Origin of the sequence: Roseobacter sp. CCS2 (assembly GCF_000169435.1) — a bacterium.
GTDB lineage: Bacteria > Pseudomonadota > Alphaproteobacteria > Rhodobacterales > Rhodobacteraceae > Yoonia.
The window spans coordinates 18,409-41,598 of record NZ_AAYB01000008.1; the positions used below are offsets into that span (position 1 = coordinate 18,409).

Sequence of the window (23,190 nt, forward strand, 5' to 3'; positions counted from 1 at the left end):
GGATGTATCCGATCTTTAATCTTTTAGAGAAAATTGCGATGCGCCCACAGGCGCAACAGCACTGCAATGCGGTGGTTACCACCAGCGGGGATTGAGAACCTTTCTGATCATTGCAGTCTCCTTGATTCGGGATCGAATGGATGCGGTGTAACCCAAGGGTTGTGATTGACCCAAGGGAAATTTTTTAGAGTGTTCGATTTCGGCAGAGTTCTGGCATTGCCTGCCGGTGTCCATGCTTTGCAGTAAGGGACCGCAAAACCGGTTCAGGTTAGCCAGCAACCAGCAAAATCAATCCAACTGTGCCGCCTGCCAACATCATCGTGACTTCACCACCTAAGGTACGAAAAATACGTGCCAATCTGCTCACCTTCGCTTTTATTAACGCATGATTAATTCATGATCATGGCTGAGTTTTGGCGAAAATGATGAAAATGGGATTAAAATTAGGCGAGACCTTTTGACAACGCCTCTGGGTCAAGAATTTCAATCCTTTGGCGTGCTGATTTGATCACACCTTGCTTGGCCAGTTTGCTGATCGACCGGCTGACCATTTCCCTGTTGGCCCCGATAGATCCGGCAATTTCCGCATGTGTCGGGGCGTCGTCAATCACGGCGCCATGCGTGAGTTTGCTGTGTTCTGCCGCCAGCCGCAGCAGGAATTTCCCCACCCGCTGTTCAACAGACAGGGTCGTCATCTCCATGTTGCGGCGCGTCAAAGTACGAATGCGGTCTACCAGATTATAGGTGATCCGTTCCCTGATTACCGGGACTTCATTGAACAGCTGCAAAAAGCTTTCGCGCTGCATCGCCAGCACCTTGGCATCGTTTTTGGCAACGACGGCCAGCGACCGGGGTGTGCCATCAAAGGCTGCGAGTTCGCCAAAATATGCGCCGACAGGAAACCGTGAAAATACGATCTCGCGGCCCTGCGTCGTCCAGAACACCGCTAACAGCGACCCCGACAGCAGGAAATACAGATCACATGATTTGTCTTCCTGATTGAAAATGGTCTGCCATGGTTTCAGTGTCTGTTCGGTCACGCCCAGCGGAATATCCCCAAAATCGGCAGGTTTGAGACCACTGAACAAAGGTAAATCATAGCTGAGCAGTGTTTCAGGGGTCATGCAAAGGCCAACCGTTTGTGCGCCGATACAGCCTCGGGTGTCTTGGCAGCCGGGTCAATACGGTTAAGAACAGCACGCAGCGCTGCATCCCCGATTTCTTTGGCCTGGTGCTGGTCCAGTCGCACCCTTAGCAGCCACAACAACGCGTTTTGCGCATGTGCGATCTGTCCTGCCTTCTTGCGGAACCGTGCGGCACCCAACGCGCCACCGCGTTGTGCGCAGATGCGGGCGTGCAGACGCAACACTTCTGGATACCAGCAATGCAAGCCACTTGCCTCATTTTCGCGGATCGCTTGGAGTGAGGCCTGATAGGCATCATCAACGCGGTCGTGTTTTGCCAATGCGACTGCGTAATGCGCCCGAAAATACGGTAACCCCACATTGGCACCGATCGTTTCATGCGATTTTATCACCGCAAAGAATGTCTCTAGCCCGTTCAGGTCATAGGTTTCAGAAACATCCATGGTATTCAGCCAGGCCGCGCCGGTGACCTGCCAGAATACGGCAGACTGACGATCCGCGATGTTGATCCCGCGCCGGACCCGGCTGATCGCGGCATCAATCTGGCCGGCATAATAAAGCGGCACCGCCCCCCAGATATGGGCCCACGACTGCATGATGGGCATGTTCAGCCGATCCTGATGGGCGTCTGTTTCCGCGACAAGTGCAGGGATAAGATGCGCATCACCGCATATAGCGCGCGTGGCGCTTTCAAACATCTGTGCGGCGGCATAGGTATCAGCCCCGTAGCTGGAAATCATCGTGCCGTGCCGTGCGATATCATAATCATCGCGCAACGCCCGAAAAGAAGCAGAGGCCTGATCAAACCTGCCGGTGTAAAAGTGCAGCGACGTATCGACGTTCAATGATGCCAGCCGCAATTCCTTGGTCTGATTACCCTGCGGGTCGGACGCTGCGGTATCACGCAACATTCCGGCAAACTGATCGGCGGCATATTTGTCGCCCGAAATGATCGCATGGGTAAAGCCGCCATAGAACGCAGGGCCGTTGGCGGCTGTATACGCGTTCTGCCCTTTGGCGCGCTGCACGACCTTATCAAAGGCGTCTTTCACGGGCGTGGCTGTAAAACCTTGGGTTTGCATGCGAATAGACCCAAGGCCCGTATAACATGCGACCTCAAGCGCGTTGACATCAACGTTATCAGGGGCCTCTTCGCACAGCGTAATCGCGGCCAGTACATGCGCTTCGGCATCGTCAAAGGCACCTTGGAACATCGCCCATTGGCTGACGGACAGATAGTTCTGGATCGCTGGAACATACTGTTGCGACAGACGCAGATGTTCCGTCAAAAGCGCAGGGTTACGTTTGACGGCATCAGCATGATTGTTCTGCAAGTGGGCCGCAATCTGCGCATGATAATCCACACGCATGGGCCGCAGCATGCTGTCATAGGCGGCGCGCAGCAAAAGCGCGTGCGCAAAGCCCCATGTATCATCATCAATCTGACGCAACACACCCTGTTTTTGCGCCATGCGCAGGTGCGGGTCCAACGGGCCATGATCAGCGGCGATAGCGCGCAGCATATCGGTGTCAAAGCGCTGCCCGATCACGGCAGCACATTGCAACACGGGTTTTGCAGCGCCGGTGTTATCAATTTGTTCGGTCAGCAGGTCTTTCAAAGATCCCGGAACATTGCGGCGGTGTCTTGGTTGCGCTTCATCGCGTTGAAAAAGCTGTTCGATAAACAGCGGAATACCCGCCGCATAATCAATGACCATCGCCCTTTGGTGGGGGGCAATCTGTCCTGCTGACAGGGCGTTCAACAGTTGCGTTGCTTCATTGCTGCTGAATGGTCCCAGCCGGATCGTATTGACTGGCAGCCCACCAAAGAACGCGTCGATCCGCGCGTCTTCACGGCTTGTCATCACAAGCGTATAATCGCGGACCTGTTTGCTTTGGATGATATGCGTCAGGACGCCAAGGCTTGCCGTGTCCAACCAGTGCAAATCTTCAAAAACCAGCAGCCCATGCGGCTGTACGGCTTGAAGCGCTTGCCAAAGGCTTTCTTCAATCAGGGTTTTCAAAGCCACATTGCTGCGTTCGGTCAAAAGCCGCTGGCCTTCGGGCAGGCCCAAAATCAAGGCAAGGGCCTGTTGGGCAGTGTCACTTAGCGCAGAAAACCGCGCTGACACATCGGCAAAATCCGGCAAGGTGCGGTCGGTTTGGCGCAATATCCAATGGATAAAAGGGTGATAGCTGGCGTGCGTATTCACACCATCTGCGGCAAGATATGTTGCGGTCATCGCCTGGGCCGTCAATTGCTTTACAACTGCGGTCTTTCCGATCCCTGCCGGACCGATCAACAGCGGGGGGCCATCGGTGTCGCGGATACGCTGCAATACGCCCGCCCGTCCGACAAAGGTACTTTTGGCAGGCGGTATGGCCGTCTGCACCGTTAGAGGGCGAAACAATGTCTGGGTTTCCGCAAAGCCGCGCAGGTTTTCATTGGTGAAATCTTGCGTGGTGATCCGATCGCGCAACAGATCCTGCGTGCTTTGCGCGATCATGACAGTGCCGGGGGCCGCCCGTTCCTGAATGCGGTGCGCCAGAGTTGTGACAACGCCTGTTGCGCGGGGCCCTTGACCGTCTTCGCCCACCGCGCGTATTGCCGCCTCGCCGGTTGCGACGCCAATTCGCAATTGTAATGTGATGCCGCTGTCAGGGCTGGCGTCAATGCGATCCAATGCAGCCATAGCGGCCCGCACGGCCTTTAACGCCGCAAGTTCATCTGCGTGGTCCAGACCAAACAAGGCAACGATGCCATCGCCAAGGTATTCTGTCACCTTTCCATCATGTGCGGTAACAACATCGCGGGCCTGTGCATAAAACCGTTCAAGCCAATCTTGCAAATCTTCGGGGTCTGTTGTGCTGGCGATGGTGCTGAACCCAACGATATCCATGAATACGGCCGTGATCTGTTTGCGTTCCCCAGAAGGGGCGGTCGGCTTGGCCGATTTTGGGTCGCTCATACAATCACCTGTGCCCGTAACGGATACACTATATGCGTGTTTGGCCAGCTTCCAAGCCCGCATTACGAGTGATTTGTCGGTTTGGCTAAAACTGCTGGTGCCGGATGCCCCCGACAACAGGCAGTGACATCAGCCTGCGGCGCGCCCTGCGCGTCGCCCAGAGTGGATGCAGCCCCCAAGGAATGTCCCCTCAAGCGCGTTGTTGCCGTGATAGCCACCGCCACCAAAACCCGCCGCTTCGCCTGCCGCATAAAGCCCGTCAATGGTCTGCCCGCCCGGCGCAAAAACCTTTGCATCAAGATCAGTGTGGATACCGCCAAGTGTTTTGCGTGTGACCACATGCAGTTTCACAGCAATCAACGGCCCCTTGCCGGGATCAAGGATTTTATGCGGCTTGGCCGTGCGGATCAGCTTATCACCCAGATAGTTCCGCGCCGTGTGAATAGCCGTGATTTGCGCGTCTTTGGTGAAAGGATTGTCGATCTGCGCATCACGCGCTTCGATCTGGGCGCGCAGTTTGGCAGGGTCGATCAGATTGCCGCCAAGCTGGTTCATGCCCGCCACAAGCGTATCGAAATCATTTGCGACGACAAAGTCTTCGCCCTTTTCCTTGAAAGCTTCGACTGCGGGGGTCGCCCCTTTGCCCAACCGCGCTTTCAGCACATCTTTCCAACCACCTGTCGTCAGGTCGAAATTCTGCTCTGATCCTGATAGGGCGAATTCTTTCTCGATGATCTTTTGGGTCAGCACGAACCACGTGTGGTCATGCCCGCGCCTGCAAATCTCATGCAGGGTCGACATCGTATCAAACCCCGGCATGCACGGCGCAGGCAGCCTGTCGCCCGTCGCATCAAACCACATTGATGATGGCCCCGGCAAAATACGAATGCCGTGATGTGGCCAGATCGGATCCCAGTTTTGTACGCCTTCGGTGTAGTGCCACATGCGGTCTGTGTTGATCAGTTCCGCGCCCGCATCCTTGACGATATCCAGTAGTAGGCCATCAACATGCTCTGGCACGCCGGACACCATCTTGTCGGGCAATGGCCCTGACTTGGACGCATCCCAGTTGCGCCGCACCAGATCAAAGTTGCCGCCGATCCCGCCGGATGTGACGATGACCTGATCCGCGCGAATATCGAAATTGTCGATCACATCGCGGGTGGTTGCGGCCCCGCGTATGGCGTCATCCGGTGCAAGAATATCACCGGTGATGCCCGCTATTTTGCCATTTGTGATGTCAAACCCAGTGACACGGTGGCGAAAGCCAAAGGTGATTTTGCCCTGATTTTCAGCCTCCAACACGCGCTGCTCGAAGGGCCGTAGCACACCGGGGCCAGTACCCCATGTGATGTGAAACCGTGGCACGGAATTGCCGTGCCCGTTGGCAAAGCTGCCACCCCGTTCGGCCCAGCCCACAACAGGAAACCAGCGCATGCCGAGGTCATAAAGCCAAGAGCGCATTTCACCTGCGGCAAAGTCCAGATAGGCCTGCGCCCATTGGCGCGGCCAGTGATCCTCGGGGCGATCAAACTGTGCGGAGCCCATCCAGTCATTGGTGGCCAGTGCCACGCTGTCCTTTACCCGCATCCGGCGCTGTTCGGGGCTGTCGATCATCAAAAGACCGCCCAGCGACCAGAACGCCTGCCCGCCAAGGTTTTGCCGCCCTTCCTGATCAAGGATCGTGACGGTCTTGCCGCGTTCAATCAATTCATTCGCAGCAACCAGTCCGGCCAGCCCTGCACCGATGATCACGACATCACTTTGCATCTCTATTTGCCTTGCCAGACTGGTTTGCGCTTTTCGATAAAGGCGCGCGCGCCTTCGGCAGCATCTGCGGTTTGGGCAATCTCTGTGATGATCCGGTCGTTTTCTGGCCAGTGTGCCGCATCATTGTCCGCATGGGCGCGATTGGCGATAGCTAGCGTATGCCGCACGGCAAGCGGGGCGTTAGAGGCGATATCAGCGGCGATGGATTGCGCTGTTTGCAAAGCTTCGCCATCAGCGGTGACACGGTTGATCACACCCCAATCAGCGGCCTCTTGTGCGCCGAAAGGTGTCCCGGTCAGCAGGATTTCATTGGCACGCACACGCGGCACTGAAACGGGCAGGCGCACCGCACCACCCGCACCTGGGATCAGGCCAATGCGGACTTCGGGCAGGGCGAATTGTGTGGAACGGCCCGCAACAACCATATCACACGCCAGCATCATCTCGAACCCGCCGGCAAGTGCGGCACCTTCGACTGCGGCAATCACAGGTTTGGTGCGGGGCCGTTTGACGAAACCGCCAAAGCCGTATTTGCCGAACAGGATCGTATCGCCAGCACCACCGGCAAACGCCTTCAGGTCCATGCCCGCACAAAACAGCGTGCCAGCGCCGGTCAGGATGGCTACACGTATATCTGGATCCGCCTCGACCTGATCAAAGGCTGCGCGGATGGCGTCACACATTTCTGGATTGATCGCGTTGCGCTGATCGGGGCGGTTCAGGGTGACTGTCGCAACACCGTTTTCGGTGTGGACAAGGACGATTTCATTGCTCATGTGCGGCTTCCTTTTCAGCGCGTGCCCGCAGGTTAGCACGAATAATCTTGCCGGTCGTGGTCATCGGCATATCGTCGATAAATCGCACAACACGGGGAAATTCATAGGCGGCGAGTTTGGATTTGACGTGATGCGCGATATCAGCGGCCAGTTCGTCGGACCCATCAAAGCCGTCGGCCAGTTGAATATAGGCGGCCACGACAGACCCGCGGATCGGGTCAGGCTTGCCCACAACCCCTGCCAATTGCACAGCAGGGTGGGTCAGCAGGCAATCCTCAATCTCGGCGGGGCCGATGCGGTAACCGCCGGAACTGATGATATCATCGTCGCGCCCAATGAACTGGATGCGGCCCGAGGTCGTCTTGCAGCCTTTATCGCCGGTCAGCAGCCACTTTGCGCCTGCAACGTCGATGAATTTTGCGGCTGTTGCATCGGGGTTGTTCCAGTATTTCAGGAACATCACCGGATCGGGCGCGCGCACCGCGATGCTGCCTTCTTGGCCGATCTCGCAGCGTGTGGCTGTGTCTTCGTTGATGATATCGACCTTGTGGCCGGGCACGGCAAATCCCATGATACCGGGCTCTGCCGGTTCCAATGTGGCACAGGATGACACGATCATATTGCACTCGGTCTGCCCGTAGAATTCATTGATTGTCGTGCCGAACACCTGCTGACCCCAGGTGATCAGCTCTTTTCCCAATGTCTCACCGCCGCTGGCGACCGACCGCATGGGGACTGGCGCATCGGGGGTATCTAGCCGCATAAGCTTAAGCGCGGTTGGTGGCAAAAACGCATTCCGAATGTCGTGGTCACGGATCAGATCAAAGGCTGTTTTTGCAGTAAATTTAGTGAACCGGCAGGCCACCACAGGCACGCCGTGGTGCAGTGCGGGCATCAGCACGTCCAGCAGGCCACCGATCCAAGCCCAGTCAGCGGGCGTCCAGATTTTGTCACCGGGCTGGGGAAAGAAATCATGGCTCATTTCCACGCCGGGCAGATGGCCCAACAGCACCCGGTGCGCGTGCAAGGCGCCCTTGGGTGCGCCGGTTGTGCCAGAGGTATAGATCAGGATGGCGGGGTCATCCGCTTTGGTGGGATGAGGGGTGAACTTTGTGGATTGGCTATCGCAAAGCGCGTGAAAATTCTCTGTGCCCGGCGGGGTGCCGTCAATGCAGATAATGCGTTTCAGGTCAGGAAGTTGCGCGCGAAGTGGGTCAAGAACTGCTGCGCTTGCCGCGTTGGTGATAATTGTGCTTGCGCCAGAATCTTTGAGCCTGTGCAGCAGGGCCTCTGGCCCGAAAAGCGTGAATAACGGCAGTGAAATACAGCCCATTTTCGTGATGGCGACATGGGCCACAGCCGTTTCAAAGCATTGGGGTAACAGAACGGCGATCCGGTCGTTAGGCGCGCAGGTCTGCGACAGCGCATGCGCCAATTGGTTGGAGCGATCCTTGAGTTGGCCAAAACTGTATTCAGTCGCCCGCCCCTGCGCATTAATATCGACAATGGCGCAGTGATCGGGGGCCGTATCGGCATGTTTATCGCAGATATCGACACCGATATTATACGCTTGGGGAATGTCCCAAGCAAAGCGGTGTCGTGTTTGCGCAAGAGTTGCGTATCGTTTCAACATTGCATGAAAAAATGAACGTATGTTCAATTCTTGTCAATCGCAGCATGATGGTAGGGGGCTGCTGCTATTCAATCGTCTCGCATGGTTTTTAGACGGTTTGCGGTTGCCTCCATGCGCGTTCTGACGAGCGATAGTTCAGCGTCAGAGAACGCGTCAGCCATTGCATTCACCACCTCGTTTTGGACGCCAAGCGCCCTGTGGGCAATCGCCTGACCCTTGGGGGTCAGCGAAAGGCACCACGCCCTTTGATCCACTGCTGATCGGCGGCGGTGGATCAGGCCATCGGCCTCATAGCGTGAAACAAGCATACTGATCCCGCTTTTGGCTGAAAAACACCGTTGCGACAGTTGGCGCTGGGTCAGGTCATCAGATCGCATAAGGTTCATCAGAACTTCATGTTCAAGTAACGACAAACCCAGTGGGGCAAGGCGTTGCGCCAATGTCATGGTGCATTCGTTGTAGGCCTGCACAACAGCCAGCCACGCGTCTGTTGCAGTGGATGTGGCGTCATCGGCAAGGGTGGGTGTAACTGTCATATCAGTCTTATAACCAAAGTCTTGAATGGTTCAAAGTTGATCTATATAGTTCAAAAATGAACCATATAGAGGTTGGTATGAATTTATACCTGAGGTTGATTTGGACGCTCCTGCGGGCATGGTGGATTCCCAAGTTGTCGATTACAGAGCCTTTTGCCCGTGAATTTCGGGTTTGGCCCAACGATATTGACGTTAATTTTCATATGAACAATGGTCGCTACCTCACGGTCGCCGACCTCATGATTGTTGAATTTTTCGCACGCACCGGTTTTCTGAAAGCGCTGATCCGAAACAAATGGAAACCGGTGCTGGGCGGTACAATCATCACTTTTAGACGACAGTTAAAACTGGGGCAAAAATACAGATTACGCTACTGCTGGACCGGTGGTGATGCGCATTGGAATTACCTTTCTTTTCAGTTTACCACACTGGATGGCACGCTGTGCGCCGCGGGGTATTCCAAAGGTGCTGCTGTTTCGCGCGACGGCCTTGTGACCAACGACGTGTCATTCCAGGCACTTGGCGTTGCACAGCCGAAGGTGACATTGCCAGATGCAGTGACAGCCTGGAAAGAGAGCGAAGCAAAGTTGATGAGCTGACTTTGCCGCATGTCGTTGAAACGAGAGTTTTGCCGTTGTTGCCATTTTGGAAACAATTCGTGCATTGCGGTCCTCAGGTGGCTGGATTTAACAGTGTGCCGTCGTATATTTGCCAAACTTTTGCCACCTCGCCAAGCTACCGCATTTTCATGCGTATCCTGATTGCCGAAGATGAGCCTGTGCTCGCCAGCCAACTGAAGAAAACACTGATGTCCGAAGGGCTGACCGTTGACGTCGCTGTCGATGGGGCCGAAGCACAGTATCTTGGTGAAACTGAACCCTATGATGTGATCATTCTGGACCTTGGTTTGCCCATTCGGGACGGGCTGACCGTGTTGAAGAACCTGCGCAGTGGCGGCAATGATACTTCAATCCTGATCCTGACGGCCCGCAATGACTGGACCGACCGGGTCGATGGTCTGGATGCGGGCGCTGATGATTATCTGACCAAACCGTTCCATATGGCCGAACTGTCGGCCCGGGTGCGCGCCCTGATCCGTCGTAAGGCGGGCAAGGCGACACCTGTCTTTTCCAAGGATGATGTCACCTTTGATACGCGCACCAATCAGGTTATGGTCGATGGCGTTCCCATGAACCTGACCTCGCAGGAAATTGCCGTGCTGTCTTATCTGTTCCATAACTCTGGCCGCTTGGTGTCGCGGACCGAATTATCCGACCACATTTATCAGCATGACGGTGATCGCGATTCCAACACGATCGCGGTTTTTGTGAACCGGCTGCGCAAAAAGCTGGGGAGCGATCTGATCGAAACCGTGCGCGGCAGAGGTTACGTGATTAAAGCAACCACATGACATCCTTGCGCGCCCGTGCGGTGACGGGTGGTATCCTGTGGGCTGTCGCCATCATCGTGCTGGGTTTGGCAGGGGTGTCATCCTATCTGACCTCACAAACCCAGGCGCGTTTTATCGAGGTGCTGGAAACACGCCATGCACAAGCGATTGTCGCGGTGTCCAACAACAGCGATTCGACCAGTGATTTGGTGCGCGCTATTGGTGATCTGGTTTATCAGGTGCCCAATTCGGGCCAGTATTGGCAGGTCCAGACTGATGTGGGCGCGATATACGCCTCACCTTCTTTAGGGGAAGAGAGGTTGCCAAGCCCCTTTGGACGCTCGGGTGAACGTCGGATGCGCGAAGTTGCAGGGCCCAATGATGAAACGGTCTTTACCATTGGGCAGTGGGTTTCGGTCAGCGACGGGTCGCTTTGGCATGTTCAGGTGGCCTCGTCTTTGCGCAGTTTTGAGGAAGATCAGGTTGTGCTGCGCAACACCTTGCTGACTGCTTTTGCGTTCGTTTCGTTTGTTGGCGTTCTGGGTGCGCTGACCCAAGTTGCAGTTGTTTTGCAGCCGCTGAACAAGCTGCGGCACGAGGTGTCGGGGCGGTGGGAGCAGGACGACAAGCTTGAGGTTGAAAGCTACCCGATTGAGGTTGCCCCCTTGGTCAACGACATCAACACGTTGATGGAACGCAACCGCGATATCATGCGTCGGTCACGCCGACAGGCCGCCGACCTTGCGCATGCGATCAAAACCCCTTCGGCGATCATGCGTAATGAGCTGGACAACCTGATGATGGAAGGCGCTGAGGTGCAAGAAGCCGTTGATGCATTAGATCGTCTTGATGCGCAGCTCAAACGATCTTTTGCGCGCATGCGGGCCGATGGCACCGACGCGACGGTTGGCGTGGCAACCGAACTGGACACAGCGCTTGGCCGGATGCAGCGCGCCTTTAACGCGCTTGCCCGCAATGAAGGCAAAACCTTTACCGCCGATTATGATAATGGCCTGCGTGTCCGCATGGACCAAAGCGATTTTGAAGAGGTGATGGGCAACCTTTTGGACAATGCGTTGAAATGGGCGGCGTCAGAGGTGCAGTTGAAGGCCGGTGAAAGTGCCGATGGTCAAATCATGATCACCATTACGGATGATGGGCCGGGTATTCCCAAAGAAGAAATCGCAAAGGCCACCCAAAGTGGCCAGCGCCTTGATACATCCAAACCGGGCACGGGCCTTGGGCTGGCTATCGCGCATGACCTTATCCACGCTTATGGCGGCAAGATACTGTTGTCGCAGGACGAAGACCTGGGCGGTCTGGCGATCCATATGCGATTGCCTTTTGCATCGGCAAAACGCAGTGACTAACCCCGGCTGAAAAGCCCGCTCATCGCGCGGCCAACAAGGCCACTGACCGATGGCTTCTTGGTGGCATGAAACGGCAGCGGACGGCAGACTTCAATGGCTGCCACCCCGACCCGCGCGGTCAGCGCGCCGTTGATCACACCTTCACCAAAGCGGCGAGACACTTTCGATAAAACACCGCCACCTGCAACGGACCCGATCAAATCATCGCCGACAGCAACGGCACCTGTGGCGACCAGATGGGTCAGGACAGAACGGGTCAGCCGCCAACTGCCCAAGGTACCCGACCGCCCGCCATAAATTTCGGCAATCCGGCGGATCATGCGCAGGTTCGCAGTCAGGGCGGTAAAAAGGTCGGCCAGCGCCAGCGGAACAATCGCGGTGACGGTTGCGACCTGCCGTGCGGCGGCTTCGACCTCGCGCTGGGCGCGTGCATCAAGCGGGGTCAGCAACGCAGTCTCTGCCAGCCCCAAAAGCCCGTCGGCATCAAGAACGTCACCTTGCCGCGATTTCAGCTCGGCCCGCCCCCACGCCGTATCCTCGCGGTTGCCATAAAGCCCTTCCAGATCACCCACAACGCCGCGCGCCTGTTTCAGGTCCAGTGATACCAGCGCGTCTTTTGCGTTGTGCTGGATGCTGTCCAGCTTGCGTAACCGACCAAAAGCCGCCAGTTCCCGCAGGCCGATGATCAGCAGAACCAGTACCAAAAGTCCGATTAAGGCCGTGGCAATACCGCCCAGAACAGGTGAGCGCGTCAAAAGGCCGGTCACATAATCCCATGCCGCAAGCGAGGCGACAAATCCCACCAACATAACCGTCAGTGACCAAAACCAGCGTGCCAGCCGTGACGGACGGCGCGCGGCAAGCGCTGCAACCTGTTGCATTGCCACGCCTTGGGGCGCGCCCGCATCATCTTGAACAGCGGGGGCTGCGTCAGGTTGGGCTGCCTCAGCGCCGTCAAGGTCAATCAATACGGGGCCGCGGGTCATAGCCGATCTCCGAATAAAAACTGTGCTGCTTTATCCAACCGGATATGGGGCGGGCCGTCACCCGGTCGCCGCGTGATGGGGGCAGGGGCGAAGTTCATGATGCTATAATCCGCGTCCAGCCATGTGTCAGATCCTTCACGCGCCGGTGTCAGCAGATGTGCGGGATCGTCAGGCAGTTTGCCGGGATAGAACGCGGCTTGTTTATTGGTGTCCAGCAATCGGCCACGCACCACATCAAGCGAGCCGTCCTTGTGATCCACAGTTTCTTCAACCGTGGTGCGCAGGGCCGCCACGGACATTGCCGCGGTCTGTGCCCCGGCAAAATCGGCGCGGTCCTTGGCTTCGCGCAACAATGCCTCGGTAATCGCGGTCAATTGCGGGTGCTGACTGTGATGCAGGTGATCGGCCTTGGTCGCAGCAAACAGGATTTTCTCGACCTGTCGCCCTTGGAAGATACGGGTCAGAAAGGCGTTGCGACCGGGGCGAAAGGCCCCAAGGATACGTGCCATCGCACTGCGCAGATCATCCAGCGCGACAGGCCCCGCATGAATGGCACCCAGCACGTCGACCAGCACAATCTGGCGGTCAATCTTGGCGAAATGATCGCGAAAGAAGGGCCGCACGATATTGCGTTTATAGCTTTCAAAGCGGCGTTCAAATTCGCGCCCCAATGATCCGCGCGGATAGCGGGTGGTCGGTAGGGGCGCAAAGGTCAGAACCGGTGATCCTGCCAGATCGCCCGGCAACAGGAACCGCCCCGGTGAACAGTCAGAAAACCCCGCTTCGCGTGCCTCTTGCAGATGCGCGGTAAAGCGTTCGGCCAGAACAAGCGCTTCGGGTTCGTCCAACGGTACGGTCGGATCAACGCCTGCCACAAGTGCCACATAATCATCACCGCCGGGCCGTCCTTTGGCGCGGGCCAAAGCCGCCTCGGACCATTCCGCATACGTCTGATCAAGCAACCCAAGGTCCAGCAACCATTCGCCCGGATAATCCACAATGTCGATATGCACAGTGCGCGGGCCAGAGATACCGGCCAGCAACCCGCTGGGCTGTACGCGCATCGACAGGCGCAATTCGCTGATCTGGCGTGTGCCGTTTGGCCAACTGGGTTCGGGGGCGGTCAGTTGCGACAGATATGCCTCAAAGTTAAAGCGCGGCACGGTGTCGTCGGGTTGCGGTTGCAGGTATGCGGTGCGGATCGCACCGGTTGCGGCGGCCTCTAATTGCGGCATCCGCCCACGGTCCATCAGGTTCGCAACCAAAGAGGTAATGAACACCGTCTTGCCTGCGCGCGACAGCCCGGTGACACCCAGCCGAATCACAGGATCGGTGAAAGGCGCGCTTAATGTATCGCTCATGCCTTCAACAGTGCGTGCGATTTGATCTGCGATGGTAGAGATGACCAAGACGGGCCCTTTCACTGCTTCCATCGCAAGATAGGGGCGCAAGTCCGCGATGTGTAGGGATTGATTTTGCGCGATGCTCCCCCTAATCGGGGCGGATGCCACGTTATGCCCTTCTTGTTGAATACCACGGCGCGCCCTTTGCCGGGTGGCAGCGGCAGAATGATCAGCCGTCGGTGCAAGGCGCGATTGAAGCGGCATTGGCCAAGCTGGAACCGCGCGACCACACGATTGCCGCCGCCGGGCGCACCGATGCGGGCGTGCATGCGACAGGCCAAGTGGCCCATTGCGATATGGAACGCGACTGGGACCCGTTTCGGTTATCCGAGGCGTTGAATTTCCATCTTAAGCCCGCGCCGGTGGCGATTGTGAACTGTGCGCAAGTCGCGGACGACTGGCACGCGCGGTTCGATGCGGTCGAACGGCAGTACCTGTTTCGCCTGATGTCACGGCGCGCGCCGCTGACGTCAGATGCCGGGCAGATGTGGCGGGTGAAGCACCCGCTGGATGCCGATGCCATGCAGGCAGGTGCCGATCAATTACTGGGGCAACATGACTTTACGACCTTCCGATCGTCGATCTGTCAGGCCAAAAGCCCTGTAAAAACACTGGATGCGTTACGGGTTGAAGCGTTGCCGCATGCCAATGGCACCGAATACCGTTTCCATGTCCGCGCGCGGTCGTTCCTGCATAATCAGGTGCGCAGCTTTGTCGGCACGTTGGAACGGGTGGGTGCAGAGGCCTGGACACCCGATGATGTAGGCAAGGCGCTTGCTGCAAAGGATCGCAGCGCCTGTGGGCCGGTATGCCCACCGCAAGGATTGTATCTGGCGGCTGTAAAATACCCCGAAAATCCGTTTGCCTAGTCGTTGTCGGTCAGGCCAGCACCGGCCCCCGCCAAACGCGACGCTGCGGTTTCCGGCACATAGGTTTTTGCAGCTAAATCCAACCAAATCTGCCAATCGGCGTCAGGGATCGCGACGGCTTTGCAGGTCGGTGTCAGGACCGTCGTGTCGCTGGGCATAACGGTTTTGCCGTCCCATTTCTGGGCCACGCCGGATTGGGCCAAAAACGCGCCAACCAAAGGGGTATGGGCCAGTTTGGCCAGAACAGCGGTCTTGCATCCCATGGCAAAGGCATCGCGAATAATCGGACCGATCAAAGCTGCGGGGCCTTGCACGACCGTCACCTGATCATTGTCCCATCTGACGTCGACGCCGCTGATCGGTTCTTGCAGCGCTGCGGTCACCGGCGCGATACTGCCGCCCGTCCCCGCAAGGAAAGCGGCAACGCGACCAAGGTCTTCGGCCTGTCCAACGGGAAAGCCCGCACCGCGTGCGGCCTTTTTGACCAGCCCTTCAACTTCGTTCAGTGCCCACATCAGATACTTGCAACCGGCAACCACCAGTCGTCAGCGTTGTCCAACTCATCAAACAGCGGTGCACCTTGCGCAAGGGTGATGCGGGTCCAGCGGTCTGACTTGGGGTCAAATTTGCCAGCGCCAAAGAACGCCAGTTTGCAGCGCAGGATGTCGATCGGCAGGCATTTTTCGCCAATCAGATTGTCGCGGATTTCACCGTAAGGATGCCGCGCCAGCGATTGCACGCGGCGCGTGGCGGCGCGATGTTGGGGATGTTGCGCCAGAAATTGGCCAACGGGTGTTGCGTCGCCCGTCAGATCAGACGCCAACGCCTTGACCTGCCGCCCAATATCAAGCGGGGTTTCCAATTCCGCCCCCGGTTCGTTGTGCCGCTGCCCCAAACGTGGTTCGAGCTTGTCTTCAGAGACGTACCAAAACTGCGCGCATTCCGCTGGCGCGTCGTAATCCACATCACAGGCCCAATTCCAATCGGTGTCGATCAACACCTTCAGATCAGCGCAGGGCATGGTCGGGTCCAACTCTGGCACAAAAGGCGTCGCCATACAGTCGGTCAGCCCGTCGATCAGCTCTCCAAAGGGTTCCAGCATCAGGGCCGCGATCAGTTCTTGTGTGTCGACAGACCACTGCGCGCTTTGGGTGATGATCTGATGGATGGGCTGTTCTGCCGACAACACTTCGGGCGTCAGGGTCGCCGCAAATACGGGCCATTCACGTCGCATTGTTTCAATGCGGTCAGCGGCGATCTGATCGGGCACATTCCATTCGGCCAAATACTGTGCGGCACGAATGACCAGTTCGTATATGCGTCCGATCTGGTCTTCATCCAGCCTTTCAATCGCGCGCACCCGCGCGATGGCGGTTTCGCGCACCGACATCCATGCATCCAGCAACAGCGGATGATTGACCAAGAAAGGCGCCATGCCCAACCCGGTGGAATTGCCGATCCCAAGGTGCCGCTTAGCCTCGCGCGACAGTGTCCCGCCGCCGACGTGTTCTGCCAGATCATGGGTAAAGCCACGGATCAGCCAGACGGTCAGCATCTCGGCCATGAATGGCCCGCCCATGCCGGGACGGTCGGCAATATGGCCGCGATCCGCGATGCCGAATTTGCCGTTGCCATAGACCGCAGTGGTGCGCATCAGATAGCCGGTGTCGCGTATTTTCTGCGGGTCAGGCTGACGGCCTGCCTTCAACGCTTCGGTCACATGATCAAACAGCCGGACAGATTTGTTCGCACGGCTAAGCACCAGATCGCGCGCGGTAAAGCGGGCGGCCTCTTGCTTGGGGGCGGTGGCGACGATGCGGTCAACCTCTGCCTTGTCGGGGATGCCGTCGTAAAGTACGTAAGCGGTATCCCACGCCGTTGCGATAACCCGGTCGGTGCGCATTTCCGGTGGCAGATCAGTGGACACAGCGACCAGTGCATAATCATATCCATCAAAGCGCAACGTATAGACAGCATGGCCAAAGCCAGCCGCATCCATGTTCCAGACTGATCGGGTCACGTTCACATCATCGGCAGCCAGTGCGCGCATCAATGTGCGCAGGAATGACAGCCGGGTCGGGAATGCGGCGCCCATCCGCCGTAACCGCATGACAGTTGAAGGCAGGCGCAGTGGCATTTGTAGTGGGGGCGCTATGTCTTTCATGAAACGTAATCTAAACGCTTGCGCGGTTGTGACATAGTACAAAAACGACGCATCCGGACGAAGTGATTGGCAAATTGGGGATGGCTTGGATAAACCGGCTGGGAACCACTGGTATCTGGATGCGTTAAACGGTGTAGGAGGCGTCGCAAAAAATGTTTAAACGTATATGCGCCGCCTTGCTGATCAGCGCCACACCGGGCGCGGCGCAAGAGGTGCGACTGAACGCTGATGCAGCGCGGGGCGCTTTGAAAGAAGCCTCTTTGCTAACCAATATTGATGACGAAGCTGCCCCACAGGACTATATCGCGGCGGCGCGCGCGGATTATCGCCGCCTGCTGACGGTGCTTTATGCGCAAGGGTATTATGCGGGCCAAATTTCGATCACGGTAGATGGGATTGAGGCTGCGAATATCGCCCCACTGGCCGCCCCGCGTGCGATTGAAGAGGTCAGGATAGACGTTGATCCGGGGCCGCGTTTTACCTTTGGCAATGTTCAGATTTCGCCTTTGCCGCCACAGACAATCGTCGCCGAAGATCTGGGGCCGCGCAACACCGCGCGTTCAGCGCGGATTCAATCGGCGGTATCGGGCAGTATCCGCACATGGCGCGATCTAGGGTATGCCAAGGCGCGTGTCACTGACCAGTCGGTTGTTGCACGGCATGCCGATGCCAAGCTTGATGTCGCAATTGTTCTGGATACCGGCCCGCGCCTGCGGTTTGGCGCGCTTAATGTGTCGGGCAATGAAAACGTCAGCGATGACCGTATCCGGCAGATCGCCGGATTGCCCACAGGCACCGTGTTTGCCCCATCTGAAATTGCAGCCGCTGAACGCCGTCTGCGGCGCACCGGCACCTTTGCAAGTGTCGCATTGACCGAAAGCAAAGAGATTGGACCAAACGATACCTTGCCGATCAACGCGCAACTGTCAGAGGCCAAGCCGCGCCGCTTTGGATTTGGGCTGGAGCTATATTCAATCGAGGGTTTGACTGTGTCTACCTTTTGGTTGCACCGGAACTTTTTAGGTGGTGCTGAGCGGTTCCGTGTGGATGGCGAAGTGTCAGGGATCAGCGGTGAAACAGGCGGTATTGATTATCGGTTGGGTGCCACATTTACCCGTCCTGCAACCTTTGGCCCCGATACCGAATATTTCCTGAGCGGTGAAATTTCCCGCGAAGATGAGCCTGAGTTTCTGCTTGATAAGATTTCAGTCGAAACCGGTTTTTCACGGATCCTCAGCGATGATTTGACCGTGCGTGCTGGTGTCGGCATTTTGCGCGCGCGGGAAGAAACGGCACTGGAAACACGCGAATATACGCTGCTGACATTGCCTTTGGACGCGACACTGGACCGGCGCGATGAACCGGCAAATGCCAGCGACGGATATTACATTGATCTTGATGCGACACCGTTCATCAGCATTGATGGTGACATCGGCGGATCACGCCTGTTTGGCGACGTCCGAGGGTATTTGACCCTTGGCGAAAAAGAGGCGCTGACCTTGGCCGGACGCGTTCAGGTGGGCAGCCTGCTTGGGGCCGATGTGGCCGAAGCGCCCGCTGATTTTCTGTTCTACTCTGGCGGCGGCGGCACTGTGCGCGGCCAGCCTTATCAGTCGCTGGGTGTAGACACATTTGAGGGAACAGAAACCGTGACAACGGGTGGTACATCGTTTCTAGGTGCGCAATTGGAGGCCCGCTATTCGTTTACCGATGATATCGCTTTGGTGGGCTTTTATGACTTTGGTCAGGTGGGTACGACATCGATCCCCGGCGAAGATGCGGAATGGCATGCCGGTGCCGGTATCGGCCTGCGCTATAACACAGGGATCGGGCCCATCCGCCTTGATCTTGGCACGCAGGCCAGTGGTGATGATGCAGGCCAAGACTTGCAGGTCTATATTGGGATCGGGCAGGCGTTTTGAAGCGGTTATTGATCATAGGTGCGCTGTGTCTGACCCCGGTTGCCGGGGCTGCCCAGACGCAAGAAGACGAAGACAAAGGGTATCTGACCGAACTGATCGAAGACAATCTGTCCGGTGTCAGCCGCGAGGTGACGATCCAGGGGTTTGATGGGGCGCTCAGCTCTGAGGCGACGATAGATGTACTGACGATTGCCGATGCAGACGGTGTTTGGCTGACGGTGGAAGATATCGTGCTGGATTGGAACCGAAGCGCGCTTTTACGTGGAGCAATTGACGTCCAAGAATTAAGTGCCGCGCGCATCGTCATTTCGCGGCCACCCGTTTCCGAAGATACAGGCCCATCGCCCGAGGCGCAGCCGTTTTCTCTGCCGGAATTGCCTGTCAGCGTATCGCTGGACGAATTGCGGATTGGCCGGGTGGAATTGGGTGAGCCGTTTCTGGGCGAACCGATCGCGGTCTCACTGAGCGGCAATGCGCAGTTGGGTGACGGTGAAGGAACGGCGAATATTGTTGCGGAACGCTTGGGCGATAAAACCGGGCTGTTTGAAATCAACGGCAGTTTTGTGAATGAAACCAGCACGCTTGATCTGCTGCTCAACCTGCAAGAAGGCCCAGACGGTATCGCCGCGCGTGTTCTTGATCTGCCCGGGCGCCCCTCTGTCCGGCTTGAGGTTGCGGGTAATGCCCCCCTTGATGATTACGAGGCGACTTTGGCCATTGCGACCGATGGCGAGGACAGGTTGTCTGGTACGTTCGGCCTGACCAGTGAAGATGGTACGCGGCAAATCACACTTGATGTAGGCGGCGATATTTCACCCTTGTTCGCCCCTGAATATCAAGGGTTCTTTGGCAATGATGCCAGCCTTCGTGCCGATGTCTTACAGGCCGCTGACGGGCGCATTGATGTTCGCCAGCTTGCATTGGATGCAGGGCGCGTATCGCTGAATGGTGCGATTGAGATCGGCCGACAGGGATGGCCTGAACTGATTGATCTGACTGGGGGTATTACGCCGCTGGGCAATGAACCGGTGCTGCTGCCGCTGACCGGGCCCAGAACCTTTGTGGACGGGATGGATTTGGCCATCAATTATGACGCGGCGCTGTCCGAAGACTGGCGCGCTGATATCACGATCGAAGGTTTTGATCGCCCCGGATTGGCGATCAACGAATTGCGTCTTGCCGGGGGTGGTGTTTTGCGATCCGGCGAAGGTGCGCTGGAAGGATTGGTGACCGCAGATCTGGAATATGGCGCGTCCGGCCTGCAATTGGCCGAGGCGGGCGCGTCAGAGGCGTTTGGCGATGAAATCGGGGGCGTTTTCAGCGCCAGTCGCGCTGAAGGTGAACCAACCGAAATCTCGCGTTTCACCTTAAGCGGCGCTGGGCTTGACGCACAGGCGCAAGCCACGATCGATGGCCCCGATGCGGGTTTCCGTACAAATGCAAACCTAAATGCTGAAATTGCCGGGTTGTCGCGTTTCGCGACTTTGATCGGTCAGGATATTGGCGGTGGGGCAGAGGTTGCTGTTCAGGCCGATATCACGCCACTTGATGGTCTGTTCAACATTGTGCTGTCTGGCCAGACTGACGATCTGTCCGTTGGTATCGTTGAGGCAGATCGCGTTCTTGCCGGGCGCGGCACCGTTGCTGCAACAGCCGTGCGCGACGCCGATGGCACACGTTTGGAAAACCTGCGTGTGCAGACGGATGCAGCCAACCTGCGCGCCAATGCGGATTTGACAAGCGAAGGTGCGGTGGCACGTCTGAACGCCAGCTTGCGGGATGTTGCACTGGTTCTGCCGGATGTGTCAGGCCCCGCCGCCGTTGCGGGAGAAGTCGTCCAGCGTGCAGATGGCGTGATAGCATTTGCACTGGATGGGACTGGCCCCGCAGTAACCTTTGAAACCAGCGGAGAGGTGACACCCGCCGAAGAGGGGCAGACGGTGAATGCGGCGCTGTCCGCAGATGTGCGTGACCTAAGCCGCTATGCTGCTTTGGCCGGTCGGCCCCTGTCGGGCGCTGTAAGCGTGACTGGCAATGGCGTCCTTCTTGGCGATGGGCAGCGGTTTGACCTTAACATGAGCGGCACAACGCAGGATTTGGTCACCGGCGAAGCGCGGATTGATCCGCTGCTGAACGGGGAAGGGTCCTTTACAACCGCAGTTGCGCGCACGGGCGACACGCGCTTCCGGGTTGCGGATTTACTGGTGCAAACCCCCGCGATGGTCTTGCGCGGTGATGCGGATGTATCCTTGGACGGGTCCAATACCGCTGACCTGTTGTTTCGCATCGATGATGCCGCCCTGCTGGATGCCAGCCTGAGCGGGCCAATTACACTTAACCTACAAGCAGTTCCGGCAGACACCGACGCAACCGACGTAGATTTGCGTATTCTGGGGCCGGGTACTGATGTGGCACTTGATGCAGTGGTCGCGTCACCCGCGAATGATCGCGAAATTACCGGTGAATTGACCGCGCAGGTAGAAAGCCTTGCGACGTTTGCGCCGCTGGTCGGGCAACCTATCGCTGGTCGCATTGATCTGACCGCGTCGGGAAGTGTGCTGCCTGATCTGACCCGCTTTGACAGCCAAGTGAACCTGCGCAGCGAAGACCTGCGTATCGGTAACCCGACGGTTGATCCGCTTTTGGCGGGAACCGGCAGGGTCAATGCGACAATTGGATTTGCGGATGAGGTTCTGGCGGTGCGCACGCTGGAAGTGTCAACCCGCGAGGTGTCGATCGTTGGTGCATTGAACGGCGCGTCAGGCTTTGGCCAAGGCCGGTTCAACGCCAGTTTGCGCGATGTGGGTGTGCTGACCGATCAGATTAGCGGGCCTGTCCGCGCGCGCGGTGCGGCGTCGCTGGATGAAGACGGGAACTGGGGGATTGATGCGACGGGCACAGGCCCCGGCGGTTTGGCGGCGAATGTCGTGGGCGAAGTTGGCCAGGACGGCAACCTTGCCATTGATGTGGATGGCAGCGCGCCTTTGGCGCTGGCGAACGCAGCACTTGATCCGCGCCGCCTAAGCGGCTTGGCGAATTTTGATCTGAACGTGAACGGCCCGCCTGCACTGTCGTCGCTTAGCGGTGAAGTGACCTTTACAAACGGGCGTTTGGCAGCCCCTAACCTTGGTGAAGCTTTGACCGATATCGGCGGTCAGGTTCGCCTGACGAACGGAAACGCGCAGATCGGCCTGAATACACGCGTGGAAAGCGGCGGCAGCATTAGCATTAACGGGCCCGTTGCCTTGACGGGGGCAAACGAGGCTGATATCGACGTCACCTTGAATGACGTGGTTTTGCAGGATCCGGAACTGTATTCGTCGCGCATTGCAGGTACGATCAACCTTGATGGACCTTTACAAGGGGGCGCACGCATTTCGGGCCGGCTGGAATTGGGGCAAACGGACATTCAGGTGCCGTCGTCCTCGATCAGTTCGCTGGGCGATCTGCCTGATGTCACCCATGTGGGTGAAACGGCAGCGGTGCGGCGGACATTGGCGCGTGCCGGACTTTTGGAAAGCAATGGCGGTGATGGCGACGGTAGTGGCGGAAACCGACGCGCCTTTCCTTTGGACATTGTCATCAACGCACCCTCGCGGATTTTTATTCGCGGGCGCGGTCTGGACGCAGAACTGGGCGGGCGTTTGACCATTGGTGGCACATCCAACAATGTGATCCCCGTTGGTCGGTTTGAACTGATCCGGGGCCGGATTGATATCCTGCAACAGCGGTTCGAGCTGGATGAGGGGACTGCAACGCTTCAAGGCGACTTTGATCCGTACATCCGTCTGGTAGCCACCACGGAAACTGACACAGGCACCGTGATCAGCATCATTGTCGAAGGTCCCGCCGGGGAACCGGAGGTCACGTTCGCCTCTATTCCCGAGTTGCCACAGGACGAGGTGCTGTCGCAACTGATCTTTGGGCGCGATCTGGATAGCATCAGTCCCTTGCAGGCCGTCCAGCTGGCATCGGCAATCAGTACGTTGGCGGGTCGCGGTGGCGGGGCGTTGAACGATTTCCGCGAAAGCATCGGTCTGGATGATTTTGACGTGACCACGGACGACGAAGGGAACGCCGCGGTGCGTGCCGGGGCCTATCTGTCGGAAAACGTCTATACCGACGTGACCGTGACCAGCGAGGGCGAGACTGAGATCAACCTGAACCTTGATATCACCAATGAGATCACGGCCAAAGGCAGCGTCGATCAGGACGGTGAAACAGGGATCGGTCTGTTTTTTGAGCGGGATTACTAGC

16 protein-coding genes are annotated in these 23,190 nt (G+C 57.5%); 6 read left to right on the top strand and 10 right to left on the bottom strand.

Annotated features, from left to right (window positions below):
* Positions 1-443: 443 nt before the first annotated feature.
* The 6 genes from RCCS2_RS16585 to RCCS2_RS16610 form a co-directional block, all read right to left on the bottom strand.
* Positions 444-1,124, bottom strand: coding sequence for a Crp/Fnr family transcriptional regulator (locus RCCS2_RS16585; RefSeq protein ID WP_008236397.1), 681 nt, complete (start codon positions 1,122-1,124; stop codon positions 444-446).
* Complete coding sequence (locus RCCS2_RS16590) at positions 1,121-4,114, bottom strand: ATP-binding protein (RefSeq protein WP_198007060.1); 2,994 nt, start codon at positions 4,112-4,114, stop codon at positions 1,121-1,123. The genes RCCS2_RS16585 and RCCS2_RS16590 overlap by 4 nt, the downstream gene beginning before the upstream one ends.
* A 129-nt stretch (positions 4,115-4,243) precedes the next feature.
* Positions 4,244-5,884, bottom strand: a complete 1,641-nt coding sequence (locus RCCS2_RS16595; RefSeq protein ID WP_008236402.1) for an FAD-binding dehydrogenase — start codon at positions 5,882-5,884, stop codon at positions 4,244-4,246.
* Positions 5,885-5,886: 2 nt separating this feature from the next.
* The gene (locus RCCS2_RS16600; protein ID WP_008236404.1) at positions 5,887-6,660 is read right to left on the bottom strand and encodes a crotonase/enoyl-CoA hydratase family protein; all 774 of its coding nucleotides are present in this window, start codon (positions 6,658-6,660) and stop codon (positions 5,887-5,889) included.
* Positions 6,650-8,293 carry an AMP-binding protein gene (locus RCCS2_RS16605; protein WP_008236406.1) on the bottom strand — a complete coding sequence of 548 codons (1,644 nt, stop codon included), beginning with the start codon at positions 8,291-8,293 and terminating at the stop codon, positions 6,650-6,652. Before RCCS2_RS16605 ends, RCCS2_RS16600 begins: the two co-directional genes overlap by 11 nt.
* A gap of 68 nt (positions 8,294-8,361) precedes the next feature.
* Entirely contained in the window at positions 8,362-8,829 is a 468-nt protein-coding gene (locus tag RCCS2_RS16610; RefSeq protein ID WP_008236408.1) for a MarR family winged helix-turn-helix transcriptional regulator, read from the bottom strand.
* A gap of 134 nt (positions 8,830-8,963) precedes the next feature.
* Between RCCS2_RS16610 and RCCS2_RS18025 the strand changes: the two genes are divergently transcribed.
* The 3 genes from RCCS2_RS18025 to RCCS2_RS16625 all read left to right on the top strand — a co-directional run bounded on the left by RCCS2_RS18025 (position 8,964) and on the right by RCCS2_RS16625 (position 11,589).
* Positions 8,964-9,428 carry a thioesterase family protein gene (locus tag RCCS2_RS18025; RefSeq protein ID WP_198007061.1) on the top strand — a complete coding sequence of 155 codons (465 nt, stop codon included), beginning with the start codon at positions 8,964-8,966 and terminating at the stop codon, positions 9,426-9,428.
* A 149-nt stretch (positions 9,429-9,577) separates the two neighbouring features.
* Positions 9,578-10,240, top strand: a complete 663-nt coding sequence (locus tag RCCS2_RS16620; RefSeq protein WP_008236413.1) for a response regulator transcription factor — start codon at positions 9,578-9,580, stop codon at positions 10,238-10,240.
* On the top strand, positions 10,237-11,589 hold the full coding sequence (locus RCCS2_RS16625) for a sensor histidine kinase (protein WP_008236415.1): 1,353 nt from the start codon (positions 10,237-10,239) through the stop codon (positions 11,587-11,589). The genes RCCS2_RS16620 and RCCS2_RS16625 overlap by 4 nt, the downstream gene beginning before the upstream one ends.
* On the opposite strand, the gene RCCS2_RS16630 is transcribed toward RCCS2_RS16625, so the two are convergent.
* Both RCCS2_RS16630 and RCCS2_RS16635 read right to left on the bottom strand, forming a co-directional pair.
* On the bottom strand, positions 11,586-12,575 hold the full coding sequence (locus tag RCCS2_RS16630) for a YcjF family protein (RefSeq protein WP_008236418.1): 990 nt from the start codon (positions 12,573-12,575) through the stop codon (positions 11,586-11,588). The two genes, RCCS2_RS16625 and RCCS2_RS16630, sit on opposite strands and share 4 nt — an antisense overlap.
* A complete protein-coding gene (locus RCCS2_RS16635; RefSeq protein WP_008236419.1) occupies positions 12,572-14,008 on the bottom strand; it encodes a YcjX family protein in 1,437 nt (478 codons plus the stop codon). Before RCCS2_RS16635 ends, RCCS2_RS16630 begins: the two co-directional genes overlap by 4 nt.
* 71 nt (positions 14,009-14,079) lie before the next feature.
* On the opposite strand from RCCS2_RS16635, the gene truA reads away from it, so the two are divergent.
* Positions 14,080-14,847: a tRNA pseudouridine(38-40) synthase TruA gene (truA, locus tag RCCS2_RS16640; RefSeq protein WP_008236421.1), complete on the top strand. Its 768-nt coding sequence runs from the start codon at positions 14,080-14,082 to the stop codon at positions 14,845-14,847.
* On the opposite strand, the gene RCCS2_RS16645 is transcribed toward truA, so the two are convergent.
* Together RCCS2_RS16645 and RCCS2_RS16650 are read right to left on the bottom strand one after the other, a co-directional pair.
* The gene (locus tag RCCS2_RS16645; RefSeq protein ID WP_008236423.1) at positions 14,844-15,362 is read right to left on the bottom strand and encodes a DUF3726 domain-containing protein; all 519 of its coding nucleotides are present in this window, start codon (positions 15,360-15,362) and stop codon (positions 14,844-14,846) included. The two genes, truA and RCCS2_RS16645, sit on opposite strands and share 4 nt — an antisense overlap.
* Entirely contained in the window at positions 15,362-17,011 is a 1,650-nt protein-coding gene (locus RCCS2_RS16650) for a hypothetical protein (protein WP_037294439.1), read from the bottom strand. Before RCCS2_RS16650 ends, RCCS2_RS16645 begins: the two co-directional genes overlap by 1 nt.
* A gap of 152 nt (positions 17,012-17,163) precedes the next feature.
* On the opposite strand from RCCS2_RS16650, the gene RCCS2_RS16655 reads away from it, so the two are divergent.
* Together RCCS2_RS16655 and RCCS2_RS16660 are read left to right on the top strand one after the other, a co-directional pair.
* A complete protein-coding gene (locus RCCS2_RS16655; RefSeq protein WP_008236429.1) occupies positions 17,164-18,933 on the top strand; it encodes an autotransporter assembly complex protein TamA in 1,770 nt (589 codons plus the stop codon).
* Positions 18,930-23,189, top strand: coding sequence for a translocation/assembly module TamB domain-containing protein (locus RCCS2_RS16660; RefSeq protein WP_232204296.1), 4,260 nt, complete (start codon positions 18,930-18,932; stop codon positions 23,187-23,189). The genes RCCS2_RS16655 and RCCS2_RS16660 overlap by 4 nt, the downstream gene beginning before the upstream one ends.
* The last annotated feature ends 1 nt before the right edge of the window (position 23,190 follow it).